Origin of the sequence: Formosa sp. A9 (genome assembly GCF_051200825.1) — a bacterium.
Lineage (GTDB): Bacteria > Bacteroidota > Bacteroidia > Flavobacteriales > Flavobacteriaceae > Formosa.
The window spans coordinates 2,288,243-2,304,337 of record NZ_CP195158.1; the positions used below are offsets into that span (position 1 = coordinate 2,288,243).

General features: G+C 35.9%; 12 protein-coding genes. 6 read left to right on the plus strand and 6 right to left on the minus strand.

Features of this window, described 5'->3' with window-relative positions; genetic code table 11:
* Positions 1-139: 139 nt before the first annotated feature.
* Positions 140-1,180 carry a PLP-dependent cysteine synthase family protein gene (locus tag ACR9EA_RS10145; protein WP_435132399.1) on the minus strand — a complete coding sequence of 347 codons (1,041 nt, stop codon included), beginning with the start codon at positions 1,178-1,180 and terminating at the stop codon, positions 140-142.
* A 68-nt stretch (positions 1,181-1,248) separates the two neighbouring features.
* Positions 1,249-3,309, minus strand: a complete 2,061-nt coding sequence (locus ACR9EA_RS10150; protein ID WP_435132402.1) for a S9 family peptidase — start codon at positions 3,307-3,309, stop codon at positions 1,249-1,251.
* A gap of 82 nt (positions 3,310-3,391) precedes the next feature.
* Here ACR9EA_RS10150 and ACR9EA_RS10155 point away from each other — a divergent pair, with 82 nt between their 5' ends.
* Positions 3,392-3,715 carry a YbaB/EbfC family nucleoid-associated protein gene (locus ACR9EA_RS10155; protein ID WP_435132404.1) on the plus strand — a complete coding sequence of 108 codons (324 nt, stop codon included), beginning with the start codon at positions 3,392-3,394 and terminating at the stop codon, positions 3,713-3,715.
* Between the two features lie 91 nt (positions 3,716-3,806).
* On the opposite strand, the gene ACR9EA_RS10160 is transcribed toward ACR9EA_RS10155, so the two are convergent.
* Both ACR9EA_RS10160 and ACR9EA_RS10165 read right to left on the minus strand, forming a co-directional pair.
* Positions 3,807-3,983, minus strand: coding sequence for a hypothetical protein (locus ACR9EA_RS10160; protein WP_435132406.1), 177 nt, complete (start codon positions 3,981-3,983; stop codon positions 3,807-3,809).
* An 84-nt stretch (positions 3,984-4,067) separates the two neighbouring features.
* Complete coding sequence (locus tag ACR9EA_RS10165; RefSeq protein ID WP_435132408.1) at positions 4,068-4,709, minus strand: peroxiredoxin; 642 nt, start codon at positions 4,707-4,709, stop codon at positions 4,068-4,070.
* Between the two features lie 192 nt (positions 4,710-4,901).
* Here ACR9EA_RS10165 and fumC point away from each other — a divergent pair, with 192 nt between their 5' ends.
* The gene (gene fumC, locus ACR9EA_RS10170; protein ID WP_435132411.1) at positions 4,902-6,299 is read left to right on the plus strand and encodes a class II fumarate hydratase; all 1,398 of its coding nucleotides are present in this window, start codon (positions 4,902-4,904) and stop codon (positions 6,297-6,299) included.
* 83 nt (positions 6,300-6,382) lie between these two features.
* Here fumC and ACR9EA_RS10175 read toward each other — a convergent pair whose 3' ends face one another.
* Entirely contained in the window at positions 6,383-7,936 is a 1,554-nt protein-coding gene (locus ACR9EA_RS10175) for an NAD(P)H-hydrate dehydratase (RefSeq protein ID WP_435132413.1), read from the minus strand.
* A gap of 360 nt (positions 7,937-8,296) precedes the next feature.
* Between ACR9EA_RS10175 and thrA the strand changes: the two genes are divergently transcribed.
* Genes thrA through thrC form a run of 3 tightly spaced genes read left to right on the plus strand, consistent with a single transcriptional unit; the run spans position 8,297 to position 13,062 of the window.
* The gene (gene thrA / locus ACR9EA_RS10180; protein WP_435132416.1) at positions 8,297-10,741 is read left to right on the plus strand and encodes a bifunctional aspartate kinase/homoserine dehydrogenase I; all 2,445 of its coding nucleotides are present in this window, start codon (positions 8,297-8,299) and stop codon (positions 10,739-10,741) included.
* Between the two features lie 52 nt (positions 10,742-10,793).
* Positions 10,794-11,723, plus strand: coding sequence for a homoserine kinase (locus ACR9EA_RS10185; RefSeq protein WP_435132419.1), 930 nt, complete (start codon positions 10,794-10,796; stop codon positions 11,721-11,723).
* 43 nt (positions 11,724-11,766) lie between these two features.
* Positions 11,767-13,062, plus strand: a complete 1,296-nt coding sequence (thrC, locus tag ACR9EA_RS10190; protein ID WP_435132422.1) for a threonine synthase — start codon at positions 11,767-11,769, stop codon at positions 13,060-13,062.
* Positions 13,063-13,246: 184 nt separating this feature from the next.
* Here thrC and ACR9EA_RS10195 read toward each other — a convergent pair whose 3' ends face one another.
* Positions 13,247-14,656, minus strand: a complete 1,410-nt coding sequence (locus ACR9EA_RS10195) for a carbohydrate porin (RefSeq protein WP_435132425.1) — start codon at positions 14,654-14,656, stop codon at positions 13,247-13,249.
* A gap of 395 nt (positions 14,657-15,051) precedes the next feature.
* Here ACR9EA_RS10195 and ACR9EA_RS10200 point away from each other — a divergent pair, with 395 nt between their 5' ends.
* Positions 15,052-16,002, plus strand: coding sequence for a T9SS type A sorting domain-containing protein (locus ACR9EA_RS10200; protein ID WP_435132428.1), 951 nt, complete (start codon positions 15,052-15,054; stop codon positions 16,000-16,002).
* The last annotated feature ends 93 nt before the right edge of the window (positions 16,003-16,095 follow it).

Genomic DNA, 16,095 nt, shown 5'->3' on the forward strand with positions numbered 1-16,095 from the left:
ATCTTAATTATGTGCGCAAAATTAACTAATTATGAATTTCTAACATAATAAATTAGTACGCATTGTTAACAAACTTAATAACAAAGCACACAGTATTATAGCTTAGTATAAAATTGTGTGCCTGTATTTAAGCAAGTTATTATTTTATGTATTGAATTGTTTGAGCAGCTTCTACATTAACACTGTCAAAGAACCCTTGTTCGTTCATCCATTTATCGCTATAAACTTTACTCATATAGCGCGATCCGTGGTCTGGAAAGATAACCACAACCATATCGTTTTTAGAAAATTTACCGTCGGCTTCTAATTGCTTTACCGCTTGCATAGCTGCCCCAGAAGTATATCCTACAAACATACCCTCTGTCTTTGCTATCTCTCTTGCTGTATGTGCACTGGCTTCGTCTGTTACTTTTACAAACTCATCAATGATATCAAAATCTGTAGCTGCCGGTATTAAGTTTTTTCCTAAACCTTCTATTCGGTAAGGATATATTTCTTTTTCGTCGAATTCTTTAGTTTCATGGTATTTTTTAAGTACAGACCCAAAAGCATCTACACCTATAATTTTTATATTAGGATTTTTTTCTTTTAAATATTTTGCAGTTCCCGAAATCGTACCTCCTGTACCACTACAGGCCACAAGGTGAGTTATTTTTCCTTCGGTTTGCTTCCAGATTTCTGGTCCTGTAGAATTGTAATGCGCATCTATATTTAATTGATTGAAATACTGATTTATATACACAGAACCTTTAATTTCGTCGTGTAAGCGCTTAGCTACCTGATAATAAGATCTAGGATCGTCTGCACTAACATTGGCTGGGCATACATATACTTTTGCCCCCATAGTTTTTAGCATGTCTATTTTATCGGCAGACGATTTAGAACTCACAGCCAAGATACAATCGTAACCTTTTATTACGCTTACCATTGCTAAACTAAACCCTGTGTTACCAGAGGTCGTTTCTATAATGGTATCGCCAGGTTTAAGAATACCTTGTTTTTCGGCTTGTTCAATAATATATAGTGCAATTCTATCTTTTGAGGAGTGTCCTGGGTTGAAGGCTTCAACTTTAGCGAAAAATTCGCAGCTACACTCAGAAGTAATTTTATTTAGCTTAATTAAGGGAGTATTTCCCACTAAATCCAGTACGTTATCAAAAACTTGATTTTTGTGTTCCATAAATGCTATTTAAAAGCTACTTTAGATTAGTAAAATAACTAAAACCTGACAAAAATAAGCATTTTTTTTTACTTATTGGCAATTCCTTCCAAATCCAATAAGAAAGCATACTCTAAAGCAACTTCTTTTAGGCTCTCAAAACGACCGGAAGCGCCACCATGCCCTGCATCCATATCGATATGAAACAGCAATAAATTTTGGTCTGTTTTTAAATCTCTTAACTTAGCTACCCATTTTGCTGGCTCCCAATATTGCACCTGAGAATCGTGAAGTCCTGTGGTTACTAACATGTTAGGATATGCTTTAGCTTCAACATTATCGTAAGGCGAATAAGATTTCATATAATTGTAATATTCCTCGTTATTTGGATTCCCCCATTCGTCGTACTCGCCCGTAGTTAATGGTATGGTATCGTCTAACATGGTAGTTACGACATCTACAAAAGGTACAGCCGACAGCACGCCGTTATACAGTTCTGGATTTAAATTAATTATTGCGCCCATTAAAAGTCCTCCTGCCGATCCGCCATAGGCATATAAGTGCTTATTGGATGTATAGCCTTCGGAAATCAAAAATTTAGAGCAGTCTATAAAATCGTAAAACGTATTCATTTTAGTTAACAACTTTCCGTTTTCGTACCAGTCGCGTCCTAAATATTCCCCGCCTCGAATATGCGCAATGGCATAAATAAAGCCACGATCTAGCAAACTTAAGCGTATGGTAGAGAAATAGGGATCTATAGTCGATCCATACGATCCATAAGCATACAATAACAACGGTGTTTCGCCATTAAGTTCTAAATCTTTTTTATACACCATAGAAATAGGCACCTTAACACCATCGCGTGCTGTAGCCCAAACGCGTTTAGAACTATAGTTTTCTTTGTTAAACTGTCCACCTAAAACTTCCTGTTCTTTTTTTACAACCTTCTCTTTGGTTTTAAAATAATAATCGATTACCGAACTCGGGTTGGTTAACGAATTGTAACTGTATCTTAAGAATTCACTGTTAAAGTCGGGATTGTTTCCTGTACTGGCTGTATATGTTTCGCTGTCGAATGGTAAGTAATAATCTTCTTTTCCATCCCAACTCATTATTCTTATATTATTTAAACCGTTTTCCCTTTCGCTAACTACCAAATAGTCGTTAAAGATTTCTATATCTTCAATTAAAACATGGGCGCGATGCGGCAAAACATCTTCCCAAAATATTTTCTCGGTTTGGGTTTCGTTAGTTTTTAATACTTTAAAATTTGTAGCACCATCGGCATTTGTAATAATATAAAAACTGTCGTCATAATGTGCTATGGCATAATCTAACTCGCGAATACGTTCTTGAAACACCTTAAATTCTTGATCTGGTGTATCGGCATTTACAAACCGATACTCCGATGTTAAAGTACTTGCAGAACCAATAACAATGTATTTATTGGACTTGGTTTTATACACAAACGTATTGAAGGTTTCGTCTGCTTCGTAAAACACCTCTTCGTCTTCAACATTACTGTGTAGTTTATGTTTAAAAATTTTATGGGAACGCAAAGTTACCTCATCCTTTCGTGTATAGAATATGGTTTTATTGTCGTTTGCCCAAGTAGCGCTACCAGTTGTATTTTCAATTTTGTCTGGGTATACTTTGCCCGTAACAAGATTTTTAACCTGTAAAGTATATTGGCGACGACTTACAGTATCTACCGAAAATACGGCTAAAGTGTTATCTGAGCTTATTGCGATTCCGCCTAATTTAAAATAGGCAAAACCTTTGGCCATTTCGTTACAATCGAAAAGCACCTCTTCTTGCGCTTCGAGCACCTCTTTTTTTCGGGTGTAAATTGGATAATCTTTACCAGTTTCGTATTTGGTAATATACCAATAGCCGTTTAATTTATAAGGAACAGACTCGTCGTCTTCTTTAATACGGGCTTTCATTTCTTCGAACAGATCTTGTTGAAACTGTTCGGTGTGTTTCATTTTATGCTTTGTATATGCGTTTTCAGCATTTAAATAATCTATAACATCTGGGTTATCCCTATCGTTTAGCCAAAAATAGTTATCTATTCGTACATCGTTATGTGCTACTAATTTTTTTGGGACTTTTTTTGCGATTGGCGGATGAATATCTTTTTTCAAATGCGTTTTTATTTATTCTTAATTTAACGCCCAAAAATATAAAATTTAAATAATTTTGTGTTGAATTTAAAATTTTAAAAATATGTTTGGAGATCTTATGGGCATGATGGGTAAATTAAAAGAAACCCAACAAAAAGTAGAAGACACAAAAAAGCGCCTAAATACAGTTTTGATAGATGAACAAAGTAATGATGGCTTGCTAAAAATTACACTTACTGCCAATCGCGAGATTAAATCTATTTCTATAGACGATAGTATTCTTGAAGACAAAGAGCAATTAGAAGATTATTTAATTTTAACGCTTAATAAAGCGATTGCCAAGGCTACACAAGTTAACGAAGCCGAATTAGCTGCAGTGGCTAAAGATGGTATGCCAGATATTCCTGGAATGGATATGTTTAAATAAAAGGGAGATTATAACTCCTTAGTATTAACCATAAAAAAAGGAAGTTAAATAATTTAACTTCCTTTTTTTGTTATTTATTTTTAAGTAAGATTTAAAGCGCTTCTCTTTTTGCTTTTTTCTCTTCTTGCTTTTCCTTAATAAGTTCTAAGATCGATCCACCAATCCAATAAGGTACAACAAACGTTATTAAAAAAATCATTAACCAAAATCCTATTGTTAAGATGGTTAAAAACGCTAAAAAGCCTAAATATTGGTCAAACTCGAACATAATTGGTATTTTCTATTAATTTAATCTCCGCAAATATAAAATAAATGATTTTTTAAAACAATACCAGATTTTAAATATTTGCAATTAATTTAAGTTTGGTTGTGGTGTCATTCTTAAATATGGCTTAATTTCTTTATGCCCTTTCGGAAATATCGCAGGAATATCTTTAGTTTCTATACTCGGCGCAACCACACAATCCTCTCCATTTTTCCAATTTGCAGGCGTAGCGACTTTGTGGTACGCGGTTAATTGTAGCGAGTCTATTACCCGCAACAATTCCTCGAAGTTTCTACCTGTAGACGCGGGATAAGTTATCATTAACTTCACTTTTTTATCTGGATCTATCACAAATACAGAACGTACTGTTAAATTACTATCGGCGTTGGGGTGAATCATATCGTACAATTCCGAAACTTTACGATCATCATCGGCGATAATAGGAAAATTAACTGTGGTATCTTGCGTTTCGTTAATATCGTTCACCCATCCTTTATGCGACTCCAAACCATCTACACTTAAGGCTACAACCTTTACATTACGTTTATCGAACTCTGCTTTGTACTTTGCTACGGTTCCTAATTCTGTAGTACACACTGGTGTATAATCTGCAGGGTGCGAAAACAAAATACCCCAGCTATCGCCTAACCAGTCGTGAAAATGTATTGTTCCTTCGGTAGATTTTGCCGTAAAATTCGGTGCTTCATCCCCTAATCTTATTGTTGCCATAATTGATTATTTTTTTAATATTGATTAATATCTTAACAAATTATTTTTGAACACCTAAGGTAGTAGATTTCATAATTATCTTCAATTTAGAAGTCTTAAGTTTATCTTAAATTTTTAATAAAAATAACCTTGAAGCGGGTAAAAAATAAGAATCAAAATCATTAAATTTGCTTTCTTTAAAAATACAATAAAATGGACTATAGGATAGAAAAAGACACCATGGGCGAAGTAAAAGTGCCTGCAGACAAATTATGGGGCGCACAAACAGAGCGTTCTCGAAACAATTTTAAAATAGGTGCACCAGCATCTATGCCGTTAGAAATTATTTACGGTTTTGCATACTTAAAAAAAGCTGCAGCTTACACCAACTGCGAATTGGGCGTACTTCCTATCGAAAAACGCGACTACATTGCGCAAGTTTGCGACGAAATTCTTGAAGGTAAGCACGACGATCAGTTTCCTTTAGTTATATGGCAAACAGGATCGGGTACCCAAAGTAATATGAATGTTAACGAAGTTGTTGCCAATAGAGCACACCAACTTGCTGGAAAAACTATTGGCGAAGGCGAAAAAACCATTCAGCCTAACGACGATGTAAACAAGTCGCAATCGTCTAACGACACTTTTCCTACAGGAATGCACATTGCCGCTTACAAAAAAATTGTGGAAACCACTTTACCTGGAGTAAAACAATTACGCGATACTTTAAAAAAGAAATCTGAAGACTTTAAAAAAGTAGTTAAAATTGGCCGTACCCATTTAATGGATGCTACGCCTTTAACTTTAGGTCAAGAATTCTCTGGGTACGTATCGCAATTAGACCACGGTATTAAAGCTTTAGAAAACACCTTGCCACATTTAAGTGAATTGGCTTTAGGCGGAACTGCTGTTGGAACCGGATTGAACACACCAAAAGGATACTCTAAGCGCGTAGCCGAATACATTGCTAAATTTACTGGACTTCCTTTTATTACAGCTAAAAATAAATTTGAAGCACTTGCAGCTCACGATGCTTTGGTAGAAACACATGGTGCCCTAAAACAATTGGCAGTTTCTTTAAACAAAATAGCTAACGATGTAAGAATGATGGCCTCTGGACCACGAAGTGGTATTGGCGAAATTATTATTCCGGCCAACGAACCTGGAAGTTCTATTATGCCTGGTAAAGTTAACCCTACACAATGCGAAGCCTTAACCATGGTTTGTGCTCAAGTTATAGGAAACGACGTAGCTGTTAGTGTGGCTGGCACACAAGGTCATTACGAATTAAACGTTTTTAAACCTATTATGGCTGTAAACGTACTGGAATCAGCACAATTACTTGGTGATGCCTGTGTAAGTTTCGATATCCATTGTGCTACTGGCATAGAGCCTAACCACGCCGTAATTAAGCAATTATTAAACAATTCGCTTATGCTAGTAACCGCTTTAAACACCAAAATAGGATACTACAAAGCTGCCGAAATTGCAAACACAGCGCACAAAAATGGTACAACTTTAAAAGAAGAAGCTATTAATTTAGGCTATGTGACTGCTGAAGATTACGATAACTGGGTAAAACCAGAAGATATGATTGGTAGTCTATCATAAAACACCCGATAATTATACAATTAAAAAAGCTAACCAAACCGTTAGCTTTTTTAATTTTTATTAGATTTTAATTTATAAAACCACTATTTATTGTTCTCAGGATTTGCTGGCTGTTGCTGCACCTCGGCTGGCGTTAAAAGATCTATATAAGCAGCACCTATACCATTAATCACATCGCTGGCAATCATACTCTGATACCCTAATTGCTCTACAACTATATCTGCCGATTTACCATGCAAATACACACCAAAGCACGCTGCCTGTAATGGATTATACCCTTGACCTAAAAGTCCTGTAATTATTCCCGTTAGCACATCGCCAGTACCAGCTGTAGCCAATCCAGGATTTCCTGTTACATTTATATATAACTTATTATTATAAACTGCAGTTGTATTAGCGCCTTTTATCACTAATACAATCTGATATTTTTTAGCAAACGCTTTAGCTTTTGTTAGCTTGTCAAAATCATCATCCCAAGCGCCAATCAATCGCTCCAACTCTTTTGGGTGCGGTGTTAAAATACTGTCCTTTACAAGATGTTTAAGCAATTTAGGTTGAAGCGCCAAAATATTGAGTCCGTCAGCATCTATAACCAAAGGTTTAGTATTGGTTTTCAAAAAAGCTTCAAATGCCACTATAGTGTCTTGAGCAACTCCTAACCCCATGCCAACACCTATCGCAGAAAAATCTGTTGTAAAACGAATAGCGGTTATATGAGTTTCATTAGTATCGGTTAATACCATGGCTTCTGGAAACGCCGTTTGAAGCGGCAAATAACCACATTTAGGCACATAGGCGGTTACCAAACCAGATCCAGAAGTTAACGCTGCTCTAGCAGCCAATTGCACCGCCCCTATCTTACCGTAACTTCCTCCTATTAATAATACGTGTCCAAAAAGTCCTTTATGCGAAAATTTTGTTCTTGGTTTGTACCACTGCAATACCTCGTGCTTACCAATAACATAAGCTTCGGTTTCGGTAGCTTGAATATATTCTGGATCGATACCAATATCTAAAACTTCCCACTGTTCGATATATTTTGCCGTATCTGGCAGAAAAAACACCAATTTAGGAGTTTGAAAGCTCAGTATTAAATTAGCATGCAATACCTGAGATTCATCTTCTGGTAATTTGTCTGTAAATAAACCTGAAGGAATATCTATTGAAATGGTTAATGCTGTTGAGGCTTTTAAAAGTGCAAACAAGGCTACAATCCAAGAGGCAATAGGTCTGTTTAAACCTACACCAAAAATAGCATCTACAACAATATCGTTTGGCCCTATTTCTGGGAAATCGTCTTTACTTTTAATAGACACTGGCCAGTCTTTAGTGTTTTGTTTTAAACGCTCGTAATTAATTAAAAAATCTTTAGAGCGTTTTTCGCTAAAATCTACAATGTATGTTTTTACATGATAACCATGATTAACCAAATGTCTGGCAACCACCAAACCATCGCCACCATTGTTGCCAATGCCACAAAATACATGAATAGGTACAGGAGCTCCTTGCATACGGGAATCTATCCAATTAAATATGGCTAGCCCAGCACGTTCCATTAAATCGGCGGAACTTATATTTTGTTTCTGAATGGTAATTTTATCCCCTTCATAAATTTGTGCTTTCGAAAATATTTTCATCTATAAAATTTTAGATTTTTTCATTATGATTTTTTCAGTTTTAAAGCTATAAAATAGATTAAAACAAACGTTTACGCTTCATTGTTGAATAATCTGTAAAAAATCGCAATACATTTTTTTATTACTGTAAAAGTAATACATTTGAGAAGTATAGCAGTTTAAAATGTATAAAACAACGCGCATTTTCCATTCTATTTCAACACCATTTCTTTATGGTGCGTTAACTATTATTATTACTTCTATTACACGTATTATTACCCCTTGGGGTAATTAATTATATATCTTCCGTCCATACAACCTGCAATATCGGGTTACGAATTCAAAAAAATTAGGCTATTAAATTATACAATCTAACTAAAAATGAAAGTATTAAAATTTGGAGGTACGTCTGTAGGATCCTCAAAAAACATCAATAATGTCGTATCAATACTAACCAATTATGCTAAGACAAACAAAGTAATATGCGTGGTTTCTGCTGTTGGAGGCATTACCGATAAATTACTGGAAGCAGGCCAATTAGCACAAACCAAAAACAGCAGTTATAAAGATACCTTTAACACCACAAAAACAATTCATTTAGATATTGTTAAGGAATTGATTCCTACCAACAACGCAGAAGTTTTAAAAACTGTTGAAGCGACTTTAAATGAATTAAAAAACCTATTAGACGGGATTTATCTCATTAATGAGTTATCGCCAAAAACATCGGATAAACTGGTGAGTTTTGGAGAGCTGCTCTCGTCTTATATTATAGCAGAAACGCTTAAAGATCGTGGTGCAAATGCCGAACGCAAAAACAGCCAGGAATTAATTACAACCAACTCTAATTTTACCAAAGCCGAAGTTAATTATAACATTACCAACGGGCATATAAAAGACTATTTTAAAGATAGCACGTTCGATATTACTATTTTACCAGGATTCATTTCAAAATCTATTACAGGAGAAATCACAACACTTGGCCGAGGTGGCTCCGACTTTACCGCAGCCATTGTAGCCGCTGCCCTAGAAGTAGAGCAATTAGAAATTTGGACCGATGTTAGTGGTATGTACACCGCCAATCCTAAGTTGGTAAAACAGGCCATGCCTATAGATAAGTTATCGTACCAAGAAGCCATGGAGCTATCGCATTTTGGTGCAAAAGTACTGTACCCACCAACTGTACAACCCGTTTTAAGTTTACAAATTCCAATTCATATAAAAAACACCTTAGAGCCAGAGGCAGTTGGCACTATTATATCTACCAATAGTAATACTACAAACACCGCAAAGGGTATTACTAACATTAGCAATGTTGCCTTACTTACATTGCAAGGTAATGGTATGGTGGGTATTCCTGGGTTTTCCAGACGTTTATTCCAAACCTTAGCTCAAGAAAAAATCAATATCATTTTAATAACGCAGGCCTCTTCAGAGCATTCTATTTGTTTTGGTATAGACGAAAAAGATGCTGCCTTAGCGAAATCGGCTATAGATACTGAATTTGAAAATGAAATTTCCTTAAAAAAAATAGATCCTATTTTAGTTGAAGATAACTTATCTATAATCGCTTTAATTGGAGACAACATGAAAAGTCACCAAGGCATTAGCGGTAAAATGTTTAGCGCCTTAGGAAAAAACAACATCAATATTCGTGCTATAGCTCAGGGAGCATCCGAAAAAAACATCTCAGCAGTCATTGCTCAAAATGATGTTAAAAAGGCCTTAAACATTTTACACGAAGTCTTTTTTGAAGGCAACATAAAACAGCTTAACGTCTTTATTACAGGCGTTGGAAATGTAGGCGAACGTTTGGTTGAACAAATTAAACAACAACGCAAATATTTAAAAGACAATTTAAAAATCAATTTACGTGTTGTTGGTCTTTCCAATTCCAGAAAAATGCTTTTCAACGAAGATGGTCTGTCGCTTAAAGACTGGAAACAACAACTAGAGCAAGACGGACAAGCAGCCAGCCTAGAAGGCTTTTTAGACACCGTAAAATCGTTAAATCTACGTAACAGCATTTTTGTAGATGTTACGGCTAACAAAGACGTTGCCGACCTGTACTCTAGCTATTTAAAACACAGCATTGCCGTAGTAGCCTGTAATAAAATAGCCTGCTCTAGCACTTTCAACAAATATAAAGAACTTAAAACCCTTTCGTATAAATACAATGCGCCTTATTTGTTCGAAACCAATGTAGGTGCTGGTTTACCGGTAATAGATACATTAAACAATTTAATAGCTTCGGGCGATAAAGTAACCTCTATTCAAGCCGTGCTTTCTGGGAGCTTAAACTTTGTATTTAATAATTTTAACGACAGCACTAAATTTTACGACGTGGTAAAACAGGCTGCCGCCGAAGGGTATACAGAACCAGACCCACGTATAGATTTAAGTGGTGTAGATGTAGCCAGAAAAATACTAATTCTAGCACGTGAAAGTGGTACCGAAATGAATCTAGAAGATATCGAAAACACACCATTTTTATCCGATTCAGGTTTAAAAAGCGATACTGTGGCCGATTTTTATGATACTTTAATTAAAGACGAAGCCCATTACCAAAGTTTATTCGCTTCGGCGAAAGCCAATAATTCGCAATTAAAATATGTTGCCGAGTTTAATAATGGAAAAGCTAAAGTTGGATTAAAAGAAATTCCTGAAGGACATCCGTTTTATAATTTAGAAGGTAAAGATAACATCGTAATGTTCTACACCCAGCGTTATCCAGAACAACCTATGATTATTAAAGGTGCCGGAGCTGGAGCAGATGTTACCGCTTCTGGATTATTTGCAGACATTATACGAATAGGAAACAACTAATTTAAAACGAGGCAAGCTAGCTTAACCAGCTTAGCTTGCCCGATAATAACTAATGAACGAAATAAAAATATTTTCGCCCGCAACTGTAGCTAACGTATCGTGTGGTTTTGATGTTTTAGGATTTTGCTTAGACAGTATTGGCGACGACATGGTCGTGAGAAAAACTTCTAAAAAAGGGATTCATATCACTAAGATAGAAGGTTACGATTTACCTTTTGAAGCCGAGAAAAATGTAGCCGGAGTATCTGCTTTAGCTTTAATTGAAGATGCCAACCCCGATTGTGGTTTCGAAATAGAAATATACAAAAACATTAAACCTGGAAGCGGCGTAGGTAGCAGTTCTGCAAGTGCTGCCGGAAGTGTTTTTGCTATTAACGAACTTCTAGGCAAACCTTACAACAAAACACAGCTAACGTATTTTGCTATGAAAGGGGAAGCCTTGGCCAGCCAAAGCGAGCATGCCGATAATATTGCTCCTGCCCTATTTGGTGGTTTTACTCTGGTTAAAAGTGTAAAACCTAACGTAGAAGTTCTAGAAATACCAACACCCGATAATTTATACGCGACTATAATCCACCCTCAAATAGAAATTAAAACAGCCGAGGCACGCGCCATTTTACCTAAACAGGTTAACTTAAACGACGCCATTACCCAATGGGCCAACGTAGGGAGTCTGGTTCATGCTTTGCACACCAATAACTATCAGCTTATTAAAAGGTCGTTACACGACGCTATAGTGGAACCACATCGCAGTAAACTCATTCCTTTTTATAATGCGGTTAAATCTGCAGCTTTACAATCTGGTGCATTAGGTACTGGTATTTCAGGTTCTGGCCCTTCAATATTTTCGCTATGCGAAGGCTTAGACGCTGCTAAAGCTGTAGAGATGGCGATAAAAGAGGTGTATCAAACTACAGACATACAGTTCGATATTTATGTATCGAAAATCAATGCTAAAGGCATGAAAATTTTAAACAACTAACTTTAAAAATAACGACTTAGACAAAAATAAAACAAACAACGCTATGAAATATTTTAGTTTAAACCAACAAGCTCCCGATACCACATTTAAAGATGCTGTTATACGCGGACTCGCACCAGACAAAGGCTTATATTTCCCTGAATCGATTACACCTTTATCTCCCGATTTTTTTAAAAATATAGATAAACTATCGCATACAGACATTGCATTTGAAGCGATTAAACAATTTGTCTCGCCAGAAATACCAGAAGCCGATCTAAAAAAAATTATAGAAGATACCTTATCGTTCGATTTTCCAGTAGTAGAACTCAATAAAAATCTATCTTTCTTAGAATTATTTCATGGCCCAACCATGGCTTTTAAAGACGTTGGCGCCCGTTTTATGGCACGCTGTTTAGGTTATTTTTCTAAAGGAAACGCACAAGAAGATGTTACTGTTTTAGTAGCCACTTCTGGAGATACTGGCGGTGCTGTTGCCAATGGCTTTTTAGGTGTTGAAGGTGTAAACGTAGTTATTTTATATCCAAGCGGAAAAGTAAGCGATATTCAAGAAAAGCAACTTACAACCTTAAAAAAGAACATTACCGCATTAGAGGTAAACGGCACTTTCGACGATTGTCAAGACATGGTAAAACAAGCATTTCTGGATGACGATCTGATTTCAAAAATGAAATTAACCTCTGCAAATTCTATAAATGTAGCACGTTGGTTACCACAGCTTTTTTATTTTATGTTTGCCTACAAAGCGCTTCATGACAAATATGAAAATATTGTGTTTTCTGTACCTAGCGGAAATTTCGGAAATGTTTGTGCTGGTATGATGGCACAACAATTGGGACTACCTGTTTCTCACTTTATAGCATCGAATAACGAAAATAACGTGGTAACTCGTTTTCTGGATACCGAAACTTACAACCCTAAACCTTCAATTCAGACCATATCGAATGCCATGGATGTGGGTAACCCAAGTAACTTTGTAAGAATTCAGGAAATTTATAACAATAACTTCGGCACACTAAAAGAAAACTTATCGTCTTATAGTTTTTCAGACAAAGCAACTATTGAAGCTATGCAAGAAATTTATAACGAGTTTAGTTATGTGGCCGATCCGCATGGTGCTGTAGGCTACTTAGGTGCTAAAGCCTATTTAGAAACACATCCAAATGCGCACTGTGTTTGTTTAGAAACAGCACATCCAACCAAATTTTTAGATGTTGTTGGAGAAGCCATAAGAGAAAATATCGATTTACCACCTCAAATTGTTGCAGTTATGGATAAAAAGAAAAAATCTATAAAAATAGACTCTTACTCCGATTTAAAAGCCCATTTGTTAAGCTAGAACCACTTATATTATAAAAAGGAGGTTGGCTAAAAAGTCTAACAGTATGTCATTCTGTGCTTGACACAGAATCTCATCATATTGAAATTCAATAATTATGAGAATCTGAAAATAAATTCAGATTGACGAAAAATTAACTTTTAGCCAACCTTCTCTTTTTTATTTTCAAATTGATTAAAGAAACTTAATTCCACAACCACCATTCTGCTTTAAATCCAAAATAATAGCCCCAACGCTGTTCGCCAGCAAATTGTAAGTATGGAGAATACAGGTTTTCTTTAGCAAAGTCGTTGTAATGTGCTAAAGACATTATAAACCGCAAATGGGGCCTCGCCCAAATATCGCGTTTACCTGTGGGGACCCAAACGGGAGCTACACTTAGCTTGGTCATTCTTGCATTAGGGTTTTCGCCATCTTTACGTTGAGAATAATGTAATTCGCCCAGAATATGAAAAAAATCACTTATAAAAAATTCATTTCTAGCTCCAATTGTAAAATCTAATTTTCTATTAAACACCTCGCGATCAAAATATGTTGGCGCCCTATGGTTTGATGCTGCACCTCCTTTACTACTGGTTAAAATTGCATAGGCATTTACCGAGTACGAATCCGATATATTTAAAACCGTATTATTTACCACGGCTAAAGAATAGGCACCTTTAAAACTTAACGAAGTAGAATCTGGCGCACCAAAAGTTAACCAGGTTTTAGAGAGTCCACCATCGCCCCCATTGGCAATTCCTGTACCATATCGTATAGTAAAATCGTTAAACGATCCAGCTTTCAACTTATCTAATCGTCTATGGTATCTTGCGCCCAACACAAAGCCTTTATCGGACGGAAAGTTTACGGCGTGTTCTACATCACCTGCTTCGGTAATGTTGTTTTCCTCGTCGCCATTTCCCATATAATGGACTTCGCCCATGGCTGTTATTGCATTGTTTTCGTTAATTACAAAATCATGTTCTCCAATAAAAACAGTACGTTGTCGTAAGGCAGCACTTGGGGTTCCTGTTTTGATATTCAAATAAAAATATGGTGGTAATGTGGATGTTGTATCTGTAGATGCGACAAATATAGCTGCCAATCTGGATTTTTTATACTCTACCCCAACGCCTTGCCCCGAGTGGTCGTTAAAGTAAAAATGATCGGCAACATGTGCATCGGCACCACGATACAAACGCGAACCTATCCAAATATTTAAACCTTTGCCTCTAATGTTTCTAGCTTCGGCATATAATTCGGGCAACGCAAATGTTAATCCGCCAATACTGGATGTTGAAGAATTACCGATTGAAGTTAAACTAGTAGAATACACCGAAAGTCGCATTTGCACATGTATTTCTGTGCTATCGCCTTCTTTGGGTTTAAAAACAAGATTTGGTACTAACTCTAAATAATCTTGTTCTTCTAGTCGACCTCCTATACTTCCCATGTTGAGTAAATTAAGACTCCTTCCTACAGCATCACCATTATCGAAAGACCACCCTACACCAACGCGACCATAAGACCCTAAATAAAAACTTTTATTCTTAGCATATTCGTAATTTATTTGGGCTCCGGCTTTTTCAGTAAAAAAAAGTATACACACCATTAGGTGAAAACATAGTACAATTTTAGAGTGTTGATTAACAGGCATTATTGGGTTGGTTTCGTGGTTAATCAAATATACATGTTAAGATAATATATTACAAACATTAGGTTTTTATTCCGTGCAACTTGAAAGATCTTATACAGAAAATTATAAGGTCTTATTCAGCATATTTCGGTTCCACCCCTTGTAATATCTCATCAAATAAAATGTTAACATATTGGTAATTCATCAACAAACAAAGCCACAAACTCACAAATACACAAAATAAATTACGCTAATTTATTTTTTTTAATAAGAAAAATAGTAAATGGCTAATTATTTTTATTATATTTGGTTAACCAGATTGGTTTTCCAGTAAACGAATCATTTTTAATAACAACAATTAACTATTTATTATGAAAAAAACTTTACTCTCTATGTGTTTATTAGCTACTGTAGCTATGTATGCCCAAGACGAACAACCTATTGTTCAAAATGGCGAATTAAATCAAATTCCAAAAGATTCTGGAAGCGACTGTTCCTGTTCGCAATGGATTAACAAAGATTTGGGCGATCAAGCTGAAACGTCTACAACAGGGCTTACCGACGAAGAAAAGGAGGGCATTAAAAGAGCTGTAAAATTTGATGAATTTGAGTCGGATTTAATGTATCAAGAAATTGCCGTAATACCTAACCGAAATTACAAGTTAACTTACGAAGCCAGAATTAACTCTTTGGGTGATGGGGCATCAGAGCCAAGCCAGTTAGAAGTTCGTGTTTTACGAGGTTCTGGTTACAAAGATGGGTATACACCAACATACTATACGGTATCGACAGAACAACCGCAATCAGGCTTTGGTTACGACAATATCGCGATAGCCGAATTACCTGAGAATAATATTGTAGAAGAAGTGCGTTCTTACCCTGGCGATACCGATCGTCGCTTTTACGAAGTAACGTTTCAAAGTGGAGACGAAACCAGTATTGCTTTATTTTTTAGAGGTATAGGCAGACCCAACACTCCACCTGTAGATGATAAAGAATATGCTTGGTCTGCTGGCGAAGACGAAACCTTTATTTACTCTGTAACATTAACCAACGAAAGCTCTTCATTATCTGTAAAAGATGTATTTGCGTCTCAGTTAAAAGTGTTTCCAAACCCAGCTAAAACAAATCTATCTATAGTTTCTGGTACTAGATCTACTATAGATTCTGTTGCTTTATACAATATTTTGGGTTTAAAGGTGTTCGAAACCAACAACTTAGTAAACAACGCCATCGATGTCTCTAAAATGGCTAAAGGTGTTTACATTCTTAAAGTAAATTCTGGACAAAGCACAGCTTCAAAACGTGTAGTAATAAAATAAATAAGCGAAAAGAATAACTAAACTAACCGCTTTCTTCTTAACTAATAGCAAAAACGATAAAAATCTCAGATTTCTTATAATCTGAGATTTTAT

Bases quoted from the DNA above. Each gene is read 5' to 3' on its own strand.
- thrC (WP_435132422.1), top strand. From the start codon at position 11,767: ATGAAATATTTTAGTTTAAACCAACAAGCTCCCGATACCACATTTAAA.
- ACR9EA_RS10155 (WP_435132404.1), top strand. From the start codon at position 3,392: ATGTTTGGAGATCTTATGGGCATGATGGGTAAATTAAAAGAAACCCAA.
- ACR9EA_RS10145 (WP_435132399.1), bottom strand. From the start codon at position 1,180: ATGGAACACAAAAATCAAGTTTTTGATAACGTACTGGATTTAGTGGGA.
- ACR9EA_RS10195 (WP_435132425.1), bottom strand. From the start codon at position 14,656: ATGGTGTGTATACTTTTTTTTACTGAAAAAGCCGGAGCCCAAATAAAT.
- ACR9EA_RS10200 (WP_435132428.1), top strand. From the start codon at position 15,052: ATGAAAAAAACTTTACTCTCTATGTGTTTATTAGCTACTGTAGCTATG.
- fumC (WP_435132411.1), top strand. From the start codon at position 4,902: ATGGACTATAGGATAGAAAAAGACACCATGGGCGAAGTAAAAGTGCCT.
- ACR9EA_RS10165 (WP_435132408.1), bottom strand. From the start codon at position 4,709: ATGGCAACAATAAGATTAGGGGATGAAGCACCGAATTTTACGGCAAAA.
- ACR9EA_RS10160 (WP_435132406.1), bottom strand. From the start codon at position 3,983: ATGTTCGAGTTTGACCAATATTTAGGCTTTTTAGCGTTTTTAACCATC.
- ACR9EA_RS10185 (WP_435132419.1), top strand. From the start codon at position 10,794: ATGAACGAAATAAAAATATTTTCGCCCGCAACTGTAGCTAACGTATCG.
- thrA (WP_435132416.1), top strand. From the start codon at position 8,297: ATGAAAGTATTAAAATTTGGAGGTACGTCTGTAGGATCCTCAAAAAAC.
- ACR9EA_RS10175 (WP_435132413.1), bottom strand. From the start codon at position 7,936: ATGAAAATATTTTCGAAAGCACAAATTTATGAAGGGGATAAAATTACC.